This window comes from Heliomicrobium undosum (genome assembly GCF_009877425.1).
Classification (GTDB): Bacteria; Bacillota; Desulfitobacteriia; order Heliobacteriales; family Heliobacteriaceae; genus Heliomicrobium; species Heliomicrobium undosum.
Genome location: NZ_WXEY01000002.1, coordinates 95,509 through 107,306 on the forward strand (window position 1 = coordinate 95,509; position 11,798 = coordinate 107,306).

Here is an 11,798-nt window from a genome sequence, read left to right on the forward strand (position 1 = left end):
AAACTGGTAGAAGCGATGAACGGGGAGAATCAATAAAATTGGAAGCAACAAAGAAACAGGAAGACTGTGCGAATCCGGTATGCGCCGACAATGGCCTCATCGCGAGCCTGTGCCACCGGGGCAGGCTCGCGCCCGAACTGGCTATCCTCGCCGAGGAGGCAGACGCCGATGCAGCGCCTGTCATCGCCCAGTTAGCGGCGCGGCGAGAGCGCCATCAACTGCGGCTGTTGGAGGCTTTTCATGACTGCCGCGTCTCCGATTACCACCTGGGTGTGACCACCGGCTACGGTTACGGTGACAGCGCCCGTGAGACTCTGGACCAACTGATGGCCGCCGTGCTGTCGGCGGAAAGCGCCCTCGTGCGTGAGCAGTTCGTATCTGGGACCCATGCCATCGCTACAGCACTATTCGGTGTCCTTCGGCCAGGCGATGAACTCCTGTCGGCAACGGGAACGCCCTATGACACCCTCTGGGAAGTCATCGGGCTTGGGGAAGAACCAGCCGAGGGAAGCCTGCGCGAGTTTGGCGTTTCCTACGAACAGGTGGAACTGACCGCCGACGGGGGTATCGACCTGCCCGCCCTCCTCCAAGGGCTGCGTCCGGCGACAAAGTTAGTCCTCTTCCAACGCTCGCGCGGCTACAGCCTGCGTCCATCGCTGACATCGAAGGCGATCGGGGAGGCCTGCGCGGCCATTCACCGGGTGCGGCCCGATGTGATCTGCTTTGTTGACAACTGCTACGGCGAACTGGTCGAAGCGGAGGAACCGACCGCCCTGGGCGCCGATTTGATGGCCGGATCGCTGATCAAAAACCTGGGCGGCGGTCTGGCCCCCACAGGCGGCTACATCGCCGGGCGGGAGGACTTGGTGCGCCGGGCGGCAACGCGGTTGACGGCCCCGGGCATCGGCGCCCATGTGGGGAGCAGTCCCGGCGGCCGCCGACTCTACTTCCAGGGACTGTTCCTGGCGCCCCAGGTGGTCTTCGAAGCGCTGGCGGGCGCCGTCTTCGCCGCCCGGCTCTTTGAACGCCTCGGCTTTGCTGTCACGCCGCGCTATGACGCACAGCGAAGCGACATCATCCAGGCCATCACCCTCGGCAGCGCCGAACGGGTGGTCGCCTTCTGCCAGGGTCTGCAAAAGGCCTGCCCTGTCGACGGCCATGTGATCCCCCAACCGGCGCCGATGCCTGGTTACGCCGATCCCGTGATCATGGCCGGTGGAACCTTCATCCAGGGGGCGACGAGCGAACTGAGCGTCGACGCCCCAATGCGCGATCCTTATGCCGTGTATTTTCAAGGAGGCCTCTCACAGACCTTCGTCCGCATCGGCGCCCTCTCTGCCGCCCAGACCTTGCTCGAACGGGGACTTCTGCCCTGATGAGTGGTGAAGAACGCCGATCCCGTGCAGGAGCTTGTCAAACAATGTGGAAATACTAAAGCTATTGACATTGCGATGACACAGGGGAGAGTCGGAGTTTGTACGATTATTGGTTGATCGGCGCAATCGTTGTCATGTTCATCGGCGTCCTCGGCACCTTTTTGCCGGTAATTCCCGGCATCTCTTTGATCTTTCTGGCAATGGTCGGCTACGGCTTTGCCGAAGGGTTTCAGAAGATGACGCCGCTCTTTTTAGGGCTGAACCTGATCGCGGTGTTGCTGTCGAGCGGACTCGATTACCTGGGAACAGCCTGGGGGGCTCGCCGTTTTGGCGCTTCCTCCTCCGGGACCTGGGGCGCTGTCGCCGGCGGGCTGCTGGGGCTCCCGTTGGGACCCTTCGGTGCGGTGGCCGGCGCGTTCATTGGCGCCGTCGCCGGCGAACTTTGGCATGGCCGTTCCATTGAAACTGCGTTGGAAGCGGGCGTCGGAACGGTGCTTGGGTTGGCTGGCGCTTCGGCCCTGCGCTTTCTGCTGGCGATGGCGATGATCATCGCCTTCATCTGGCGGGTATGGTAAGCGCCTGCGATACTGCCGACATAGGATATTCACTGAATGGAACGCAAAAGGGTGGGCCGGCCCATCCTTTTTCTTGGAAAGGGGGACCTGGCGATGAAACAAACCATCGCCGTGATCTGTGGCGGTCGTTCGGGGGAACATGAGGTTTCCTTGACATCGGCCCAATCCATCGTCAACGCCTTGGACCGTTCCCGTTTCAATGTATTGACCATCGGCATCGACCGCCGGGGCGCTTGGTGGTTGGGGCCCGAAGTGATCGAAAAACTGCGTAAAGGCCAACAACCGTATGGTCGGCGGGTCTATTTTCTTCCCGACCCGACTTGCCCCGGCCTCGTCGAGGAAAACATCGCCGGCGGGCAGCAGCCTATTCCTATCGATGTCTTCTTCCCGGTCTTGCATGGTCCGAACGGGGAGGACGGGACGATTCAGGGACTCTTTGAGACGGCCAACGTCCCCTATGTGGGCTGCGGCGTCCTGGCATCGGCTTGTGGCATGGATAAGGCGATCATGAAGGCGCTCTTTGCCCAGAGCGGCTTGCGCCAACTGCCCTATCTGGTGGTGCTACGCAGCCGCTGGGAGTCGGCGCGAGACCAGGTCATCGGCGATGTGGAAAGCCGTCTCGGCTACCCCTGCTTCGTCAAACCGGCCAACATGGGCTCCAGTGTGGGCATCTCCAAGGCGGCAAACCGGGCGGAACTGGTCGCCGCTTTTGACGACGCCGTCCGTTACGATCGCAAACTTGTTGTAGAAAAAGGGATCAACGTCCGTGAGATCGAGGTCAGCGTGCTGGGGAACGATGAGGTGGCGGCGTCTGTGCCCGGCGAGATTGTGCCGGCCCACGAGTTTTACGACTATGACGCCAAATACGCCGCCGCCGATTCGCGCCTGCTCATCCCGGCGCCCCTCGCAGCGGACGACGTGGCGACTTTTCAAGAGATGGCTATCCGCGCCTTCCGCGCCGTCGACGGTTCCGGTCTTTCACGCGTTGACTTCCTGTTTGACAAGGACAGCGGGGAAGTGTACATCAACGAGATCAATACCCTGCCCGGCTTTACCTCGATCAGCATGTACCCGAAACTCTGGGAGGCGACAGGCATTCCTTATGAGGAACTGCTCAGCCGGATTGTCGATCTGGGCCTCGCCCGTCACCGAGAAAAACAGCGAAACGCCACGGAACGGTTACCTCGTCTGTGACGGAACGGAATCCCCGTATGCACCGAATGGCCGTACCTGTGTAAGAACCGTTGCGCGCCGTCTACATCTGGGATCATGAAAAGAGACGCCCTCCAAGTACCGGAGAGGCGTCTTCTTATATGTTCGTTTCAGTTCATTCGTTTCTTGCGCCGGGAACGATAATATCTGGTTGTCAAGATGATGTATCTCGTCTGCTGATGATTTGCTTCGTTTGCTGCAAAAGTTTAAAACTTCCGGAATAAGGCGATAACCTTGCCGAGGATGTGGACCTCCTTGATCAGGATGGGGTCCATATAGTCGTTTTCAGGCTGCAGCCGGTAGTAATCCGTTTCCTTGAAAAACCGTTTGATTGTCGCTTCGTCGCCGAGCAAGGCCACGACGATGTCGCCGTTGTCTGCCGTTTGCTGGATGCGGACGATCACCAGGTCTCCGTCATGTATGCCGGCGTTGATCATGCTTTCACCCCGGACGGTCAGGATAAAGACCTGATCGGTACGGATGAAATCGAGTGGAAGGGGGAAGGTGTTTTCGATGTTCTCCGTGGCGAGGATAGGGCGACCCGCGTTGATTCGTCCGAGGATGGGGATGTCGATGAGCGGACGGGTCCCCCCGTTTTCATCGTCAGGCGCTAGCACTTCGAGAGCCCGAGGCTTGGCGGGGTCTCGACGGATGAAACCCGCTTTTTCCAAGCGGCTAAGGTGACCATGAACGGTGGAACTGGAGGTCAGGCCGACGGCGTCGCCGATCTCCCGGACAGAGGGCGGATAGCCGCGGCGGCGGATTTCCGTACGGATGTAGTTCAGAATCAACTTTTGTCGTTCGCTCAGCTCGAACATCAAGGGCCCTCCCGGATACGTCCGTTTTTCCGCCAATAATTATAACATAATCTGACCTATCAAACATCAATTCACGGAAAAACCATCTTTCTTTGGAAAACGGGTGTTTTCATGTGGAAAACTGCCCCATTCAAGCGCTGTTGTATGAATTTATTGGAGATGCGCATGATAGCAAAAGAAACCCCATTCTCTGTGGCGGGAGGTGAATTCCGGCGGAGATGCTCCTTTTCCGCTGGAAAAAGCGATTTGAGGCTTGACGATGATACGGCGAAAAAACCTAGAGTAGCCTACTTTTGCATGGAATACGGCTTGGATTCCCAACTGCCCATTTACGCCGGCGGTCTCGGCGTGCTGGCCGGCGATTACCTGAAGGCGGCCTATGATTTGGGTTTGCCCATGGTGGGTGTCGGAATCCTCTGGAACCAGGATTATACGCACCAATACATCGGGGAAGACGGCCGCCCCTATGACAAGTATCCCAATTTCAGCTTTGATTCGGTCAAAGACACGGGGATCACCGTCAAGGTGCGGGTGCGGGGCGCTGATGTGACCTGCAAGGTCCACAAGGTGGAGCAGTTCGGCAATGTGTCCCTCTATCTTCTCGATACGAATTTCCCGGGCAGCGAACACGGGTGGATGACGAATCGCCTCTACGGCGGCGCCGCGCAGGACCGGGTGGCGGCGGAGATCATCCTAGGAATCGGCGGCATCCGGGCATTGCGGGCCTTGGATATCGATGTGGACATCTATCATATGAACGAGGGGCATGCGGTTTTTTGCGGCCTCGAACTGATCCGGGAAAAGATGCGGCAAGGGATGTCTTTCAAAGACGCCTGGAGCGAGACACGAAAGCAGATCGTCTTTACGACCCATACGCCGGTTGAGGCCGGGAACGAGGTCCATGATCACGGTCTGCTTCAGCACATGGAGGTCTACAACGGGCTGACCTACGAGCAGGCCCGCGAAATCGGCGGAGATCCCTTTAATATGACGGCGGCCTCGTTGCGCCTGTCTCACATCGCCAACGGCGTCTCCAAACTGCATGGTCAGACGGCCTGCCGCATGTGGAAAGACATCCATGACGCCGCCTGTATCATCTCCATCACCAACGGGGTTCACCCTCAGACCTGGCAAGATGAGGGTATCCGTGACGCCTTTGAGCGCAAGGGTGATCTCTGGGAGGTCCACCAGCGGAACAAGGGCATGCTGATCGACTATATTGAGCAACACTGTCACACCCGGTTAAACCCGGACGCCTTGATCGTTGGTTTTGCCCGTCGCGCGGCGCCTTACAAACGCAGCGACTTGATCTTCCGGTCTTCTGAGGTGATCGAGCCGTTGCTGATGGAAGGCAAGATTCAACTTGTCTTCTCTGGCAAGGCCCATCCTCAGGATGGGATCGGCAAGGACATCATCCAGCAGTTGGTGCGCATGTCCAAGAAATACGGCAAGAGCGTCGTCTTCATCGAGAACTACAACATGGAAGTGGCCCGCCACATGGTGCGTGGCTGTGACGTGTGGCTGAACAACCCGCGCCGTCCCCTGGAGGCGAGCGGAACCTCGGGGATGAAGGCTGCCATGAACGGGGTGCTGAACCTGAGTGTTGTCGACGGGTGGGTCGGCGAGGGGCTACAGCATCGAGTGAGCGGATGGTTGCTCAATCCCATCTTAGAAGCCAACCTGAACGAATGGGAGCAGGACGAAAAAGACCTGCGCGAGCTCTACCGGGTGTTACTCAATGAGGTGATCCCGACCTACTACCATGATCGGGAACGATGGATCCAAATGATGCGCGCCAGCATCGACATGTCCCGCTGGCAGTTCTCGTCCCACCGGATGATCAGGGAATACTTTGACGTTATGTATGAAGTCACCCGTTCGGCCCAGGATCTGGACATCCCTTCCATGCCAGTCGGTGTTTACGACGAATCGGAACGCCCGGGCTATTCGTCGCCGCAAGACGAGGGGCGCTGGTGAGCGGTTTCAGAAACAAAAGCCAACGAAAAAGAGAGACGCGACAATCGCCTCGTCTCTCTTTTTCTTTCTCTTCCTTGCTTATTTTCAATCTTATCGTTGCGCTTAATGTTCTTATCGAGTTTTTTAATTACTTCACCTTAAACGCCCTCACCATGGATGTGGCGGCTTCCAAACGGGTCACCGGATGGCTGGGTTCGAGTTGTCCAGCATCACCGGGGAGCAATCCCAGCCCCCAGGCGATGGCCACATAGCCCTTCGATTCGGGTGAAAGGGAAGCCGCGTCTTCATGGGGTAGCTGGTATATCGATTGCAGACGAGCAGCCGGTTCCAGTTTGAGCATCCGCACCATCCACTTGGCGAGCAATTCACGGCTCACGGCGTCGCCGGCTTGGACCGGTTCGACGAGCAGGCCCATCGTTCGCGCCCGTTGCAGGATATCGGCGTCAGAAGGCTTGTCTTCACGGTAATAATCGGGTCGGGTGATCACGATCGACCGTAGAAGTGAAATGGCGGTCACCGGCTCATCGGGACGCAGTGCGTCGCCGTACTCCCGGAAGGCGTTCATCTGACCTAGCAGACTGATCTCTTTGACGAGCGGGTTGTCGGCAATATCGTTGAACCGGAAGGAACCGCTGGGTGGCTCCATGGGCTGGCCGTCAAAACGGAGCGGTTTGCCGGAACGGGCATCGATCATCTCATAGGAGCTTCCGTTCGGTCCATCCTGCGCCAGGTAGACGAGGGTAATGGGCGCTTCCTTGCCCGGTTCGGTGAAATTTTGGGTATAGGTAAGGGTGAGGGGACGGTATTTGAGGAAGGCGTCAACAGCGCCGGAGGGGCTGAGAATATTTTGCGGGGCGGCAAACCGGTCTGACGAGGACCAGCGCATCTGGTAGCGAGTGATCTTTTTGGTTTTCGTGTTGACCGAGATGGAGATGAAGTTTTCCGGATAGGGCACATCCTGGACGTGCCGGCGATAGAGGAACGAGTGATTGGCGGGCGCTTTTCCTTTCAGGATAATCGGCGTCATTTCATTGACATTGTTGTTTAGGCGGGCCTGTGCCAAACGATCAGGCTGAATTTTTTGCAAGAAGGCTTCGCCGATCTTCAACGTCTCTTCACGAGACAGGTCCCCGCCCGGTTGGTTATAATCATTCGGATCATGAAGATTAAATTCGACAAGTTCTCCCGTTTCGGCATTCACCCGGGCATTGACGAAGGGGATCTGTTTTTCCTGAGAACCTTCCCAGTCAAACATCCAGGCGTAGGTGCTCTCCTCGAACTTGCCCAGATGGGCGCCTCGCAAGTCCGCGCCTTGCGGAAGGTCAAACCATTTTTTTACCACCTGGAGTGCCTTGTCGCGGGAGATCAGCTTGCCGGCCAGTTCAACTTCCCGATTTTCCTGGGGAGTCAGATCGGGGGCAGCCGATTTTGCGAAGGAACCGAACCCGCCAGCGCCGCCCTCGGCAAACTTCCAATCCGGTGTATAGGGCTTTACGGGCTGACCGGTAAAGGCGTCGATTTGACCGTTGGACGGGTGTTGCAAACGATAAATCAATTGAGGCTCTTTGGTCGCCTTCCCGTCAGGGGTGCGAGGAGAATAGTACTGCAGTTCGAGCATGCCCGCTTTTTCATAGATTTCGCGCGCTTTTTGGAGAGAGATTACACCCTGGGCGTCAGGCAGGCTCTGCGTGGTCCAGTTGACGTGATAACTGGTCACATCGCCGCTGTTGGCGTCTATTTCCACCATGATGGTGTTGCCCGGAAAAGGAATGCCCTTGTGGGTGCGTTGCCAGATGAAATTGTAACGCCTTTCCATCTCCGGTCGGATGACGCCGCCGTTGAGTCCATCCATATGTAGCCGCAGGTTCTCCGCTTTTGTCGGGTTAAGCTGTTGCACCAGGCGCCAGGCTTTTTCCCGCGCTTTGTCCAGCGGCAGGGTGGGGAAGAGGTTCGGACGTCCCTGGGGCATCATCAGTTCCTTCCACATGTTCATGGCCACTATCTCGCCGGTGACAGCGTCGACGGAAACCTCAAAAAATCCCGCATTGTTTTCCGGCCGCCAACTCAAGCTCCAGACGGTTTGCTTGCCATAGCCGTTAAAGGCCGATTGAAAGGTCGTGTATTCCGGAGGGGGAGGGAAGGTTTCCTTTGCTTTGACCAACGCCTGCTCCAGCGTCACCGGCGCTTTTTCCGGAGAAGTGGGCTTCATCTGCCCATCCGGCGCAGCGATCAACCGCGCTGGTTCGGCGGCGACGGCGGCGCTGGCCGGCGCAAATCCTGCCAGCAGGCAGACGCTGAGGCAACCGGCCAGGCAGCGACGCAAGGTGTGCCTTTGGACCATGTGTTTTCACTCCTTTATTTGGTTCTTATCGGGATATCTTATCAATGTAATGACGATGGAAGGAACGGAAAGGTTGCAAGGGGGGTGATTTTTTCTCGTTGATTTTAAATGAACTGTGATGAGTTTGAGGTGTTTTGAACATGAACGTATGTTTTATCGTTTCGGTCATTAGTTTACATAATATGTTCGCGGGAGTGAAAGAGCGGCTCTCCAGGGGCGGTAACAATCGGGACCATGGTTATGGATCGATTGCAGCAGCATTGCCTTTCTGCAAAAGCAGGATTAATAAGGCCGTATACAGTTGTTTATACGGCCAATGACAGATTTGACCATCACAGAGTTGCGCAACTGAATCTGCTTCGATCTTTCCTATTTACCTAAGTGCTGACGGTCATAGCGGACTGATAAGAGCTTTTCATGTTTGCCTGTTGGTGTTGGAACGTCTAAGCTCCGGATAAGCTGGCCAGTGTACAGTGATTAAAGCGTGCGTCAGCGGGCACGGATTTACTTAGAGAAAAGCAATCAGGAATATACGCCATAAGGCTCAACAAGGTCACAATTGTCTAGGCCCGGCAGTAGGAAACCTATAGCAGTTAAAACGTCAGCTACGGTGAGCATGTCCGGAAAAAACAGAGTGCAATGATTGTGCAGCGCTGGGGCCGTTCACCGGGCAAACAACCGATCTTTTATTTCGCATAATCGATATTATGTAAACTAATGAAGTTGAAGAAAAAGGGACGGCTTTCCGACCGTCCCCAACAGGTTAACTTTTTAGAAAAAATCCTGCTTTTCGGCGCTGAACAAAAAAAGTAAGCCCTGTTTCTCATCTAGAAAAACAGGGCGTCACTGTCCAATTCAGCGCTTCATTGGCAAGGGATCAACCGCTCTTTTCCATCGCATAGGGCCAGGCCAGGACACCGCCCTCCATCACGTTGACATTGCGCCAGCCGTTGGCCTCCAGGATGCAGGCGGCTTCATAACCACGCAGGGAAATCTTGCAGTAGACGATGATCTCACGGTCCTTGTCAGCAGGCAACTCGTGAAGGCGTTGACGCAGCATGCCCAGCGGGATCAGGGTCTCGCCGATGCCAAGACGCATGACTTCAAACTCGTCTTTCCCCCGCACATCGAGGAAAAAGACATCGTCCCCCCTGTCGACTTTGTTTTTCACGTCCATGACGGAGATGCCTTTCATCCGTCCCGCCAGCTTGTTCTCCAGCACATGGGCGGTCGTGATCAGCGAGTCGATGGCCTGAGAAAAGGGCGGCGCGTAAGGCAGGTCAGCGTTGATCATGTCTTCGACGGTGAACCGGCCCTGCACGGCCAGCGCTGCAGCAGCGATGCGCCGGCTCACATCGCCGATGCCGACGCACTGAACCCCCAGGATCTGCCTGCTGTCGCGATGGGCCACCATTTTCGTGATGATCGGTTTGCCGCCCATGAAACCCGGTTTATCCAAGGTGGTCGTCGTGGCGGTGATGATATCGGTGTATCCGAGACGGTGCGCCGCCTGTTCCGAGAGACCAGTGGCGCCGGCGGTGTAATCAAAGACTTTGCAAATCCCTGTCTGGATGGTTCCGGGAAAACGGGCGCAGTTGCCCTCGATCACATTCTGTCCCGCCACACGGCCTTGCAGGTTGGCCAGGTCTCCCAGCGGCGCCAGGACGCTTTGCCCGGTGATCCGGTTCCTGACTTCTACACAGTCTCCGGCCGCGTAGATGTTCGAGTCGGAGGTCTGCATGTACTCGTCTACCAGGATCCCGCCCCGTTCGCCGATAGCCAGACCGGCCTGGCGGGCTAAGGTCACATTCGGTTTCACCCCGATGGCGATGATGGCCAGTTGACAGGGCAGTTCCGTGCCGTCTTGCAGGCGAACCGCCGTTAATTCACCGTCGCGACCGATGAAGGCGGCGACACCGTTGTGGGTGATCACCCTGGCGGCTTTGCTTTGCACATGCTTTTCCAGCATGCTCGCCAGTTCCCAGTCGAGGAATGTCAAGGTGTGTGGCATCATCTCGACAACGGTCATGTGGATGCCGGACTGCTGCAGCGCTTCGCAGACCTCCATCCCAATCAAGCCGCCGCCGACGATGACTCCTTCTTTGACGACGCCTTCGTCTCGGATCCGGCGCAGGTAGTCGGCGTCCTTCAGCGAGTGCAAGGTTGTCACACCTTTTAGTTCCGTCCCTGCGATAGGCGGAATCAGCGCCTGGGCGCCGGTGGCGATGACCAGTTTATCGTAATTCACTGTCCGCGTTTCCCCGGTCGGCAGGTGGACGCAATGGACCTGCCGCTTCTCACGGTCGATCGCCGTCGCCTCGGTGCTCACCAGGGCGGTTATGTTCTTTGCGGCTTTAAAAAAGTTGCTGTCGCGGACAACCCCAGTGGGGCTGCAGATCAGTTGGTTCCGGTCGTGGAAGACACCGCCCACATAATACGGATAGCCGCAGGATGCCATGGAAAGGTCGGCTTCCTTCTGGATGATGGTAACTTCCGCAAATTCATCAAGGCGACGAGCACGCGCTGCGGCTTTCGGTCCGGCGGCAGCGCCGCCGATGACGACGATTCTTCGAGATCCCATAGTTGGCTGCCCCTCCTTCATCGACGGTTGCTTGTGAAATACGTTGATGACACAAGTGGTTACGTTTCATGTCAGACGATTTAAACGCTTTTGCCGATGGGACAGCACTTGATGCAGCGGCTGCACCCCTCACATTTTCGCAGGTCCACCTCTCCCCTTTCCAACGGCGCTTGTGGGCAAAGGCTCAGGCATAGTCCACAGTCATTGCAGCCCATACTCGCCGGTTGCTCTACTTGACCAGGAAGCGGCAGCCCCCCTTCCACCTCCACCCCGGTGATCAGCATCCGTGGACCGAATCGGGGATGGACGAGCAACCCGAAGGGCGACAGATTGCCCAGACCTGCCGTTTCGGCCAGTTCGGGCAGGTTTATCTTCGGCGAGAGGGTCGTAAAGATGCGAAAACGCCGTCCCTGGGCGCGGAGCACCCGTTCCAAATCAAGCAGGAAGTCGTGGCTGTCGTGGAAGGCGTCTAAATCAAACTCATCGCCCTTCCACTTAAATATGAAGATGTATGTATCCCCCGCGCGCCCGGCGTCATTGGGGCGTTTGAGCAAATCCTCCAGCAAAGGCAGCGGCTGTCGATTGCGGTTTCTTCTCGATTGCCGGCGCTGCCACCAGGCGCGCGGATCGCGTTTGAACAACAGCAGGCTTGGGATTATGGTCCCAAAGAATTCGATGGCGGCGCCGTTTTTGATTACACCCTGAAAGCGGACGTTTCTGCGACTCATATCGATATACCCCCTGGAGGTAACATTTGCTTTACCTTTATTCCACACGCAGGGGGGATTTCCTTCAACCTTTCAATCGCCGCCGCTTTTCCAGTAAAAAAATTTACCTCCATATAATAACTATCACTAGGAATTTTACCAACGGTGTCGAAAAAAGTGACATATTGACGTACACGTGTAAGTGTTCCTA

8 protein-coding genes are annotated in these 11,798 nt (G+C 56.8%); 4 read left to right on the forward strand and 4 right to left on the reverse strand.

Annotated features, from left to right (window positions below; translation table 11 throughout):
• The first annotated feature begins 38 nt into the window (after nt 1-38).
• From GTO91_RS02515 to GTO91_RS02525, 3 genes are all read left to right on the forward strand, one after another.
• Nucleotides 39-1,376 (forward strand): methionine gamma-lyase family protein, encoded by a 1,338-nt coding sequence (locus GTO91_RS02515; RefSeq protein ID WP_235918938.1) that lies wholly within the window; start codon nt 39-41, stop codon nt 1,374-1,376.
• 98 nt (nt 1,377-1,474) lie between these two features.
• Nucleotides 1,475-1,951: a DUF456 domain-containing protein gene (locus GTO91_RS02520; protein ID WP_161254388.1), complete on the forward strand. Its 477-nt coding sequence runs from the start codon at nt 1,475-1,477 to the stop codon at nt 1,949-1,951.
• Between the two features lie 93 nt (nt 1,952-2,044).
• Entirely contained in the window at nt 2,045-3,145 is a 1,101-nt protein-coding gene (locus GTO91_RS02525; protein ID WP_161254390.1) for a D-alanine--D-alanine ligase, read from the forward strand.
• 224 nt (nt 3,146-3,369) lie between these two features.
• Here GTO91_RS02525 and lexA read toward each other — a convergent pair whose 3' ends face one another.
• On the reverse strand, nt 3,370-3,981 hold the full coding sequence (gene lexA / locus GTO91_RS02530; RefSeq protein WP_161254392.1) for a transcriptional repressor LexA: 612 nt from the start codon (nt 3,979-3,981) through the stop codon (nt 3,370-3,372).
• 144 nt (nt 3,982-4,125) lie between these two features.
• On the opposite strand from lexA, the gene glgP reads away from it, so the two are divergent.
• Nucleotides 4,126-5,958 carry an alpha-glucan family phosphorylase gene (glgP, locus tag GTO91_RS02535; protein ID WP_161254394.1) on the forward strand — a complete coding sequence of 611 codons (1,833 nt, stop codon included), beginning with the start codon at nt 4,126-4,128 and terminating at the stop codon, nt 5,956-5,958.
• Between the two features lie 127 nt (nt 5,959-6,085).
• Here the strand turns inward: glgP and GTO91_RS02540 are convergent, their stop codons facing one another.
• From GTO91_RS02540 to GTO91_RS02550, 3 genes are all read right to left on the reverse strand, one after another.
• Complete coding sequence (locus tag GTO91_RS02540; RefSeq protein WP_161254396.1) at nt 6,086-8,299, reverse strand: PepSY domain-containing protein; 2,214 nt, start codon at nt 8,297-8,299, stop codon at nt 6,086-6,088.
• An 877-nt stretch (nt 8,300-9,176) separates the two neighbouring features.
• The gene (locus GTO91_RS02545) at nt 9,177-10,880 is read right to left on the reverse strand and encodes an FAD-dependent oxidoreductase (protein ID WP_161254398.1); all 1,704 of its coding nucleotides are present in this window, start codon (nt 10,878-10,880) and stop codon (nt 9,177-9,179) included.
• A gap of 80 nt (nt 10,881-10,960) precedes the next feature.
• Nucleotides 10,961-11,608: a hypothetical protein gene (locus GTO91_RS02550; protein WP_161254401.1), complete on the reverse strand. Its 648-nt coding sequence runs from the start codon at nt 11,606-11,608 to the stop codon at nt 10,961-10,963.
• Nucleotides 11,609-11,798 lie beyond the last annotated feature (190 nt).

Excerpts from the sequence above, each read along its gene's own strand:
- GTO91_RS02525 (WP_161254390.1), top strand. The coding sequence starts at position 2,045 with ATGAAACAAACCATCGCCGTGATCTGTGGCGGTCGTTCGGGGGAACAT.
- lexA (WP_161254392.1), bottom strand. The coding sequence starts at position 3,981 with ATGTTCGAGCTGAGCGAACGACAAAAGTTGATTCTGAACTACATCCGT.
- glgP (WP_161254394.1), top strand. The coding sequence starts at position 4,126 with ATGAATTTATTGGAGATGCGCATGATAGCAAAAGAAACCCCATTCTCT.
- GTO91_RS02540 (WP_161254396.1), bottom strand. The coding sequence starts at position 8,299 with ATGGTCCAAAGGCACACCTTGCGTCGCTGCCTGGCCGGTTGCCTCAGC.
- GTO91_RS02545 (WP_161254398.1), bottom strand. The coding sequence starts at position 10,880 with ATGGGATCTCGAAGAATCGTCGTCATCGGCGGCGCTGCCGCCGGACCG.
- GTO91_RS02550 (WP_161254401.1), bottom strand. The coding sequence starts at position 11,608 with ATGAGTCGCAGAAACGTCCGCTTTCAGGGTGTAATCAAAAACGGCGCC.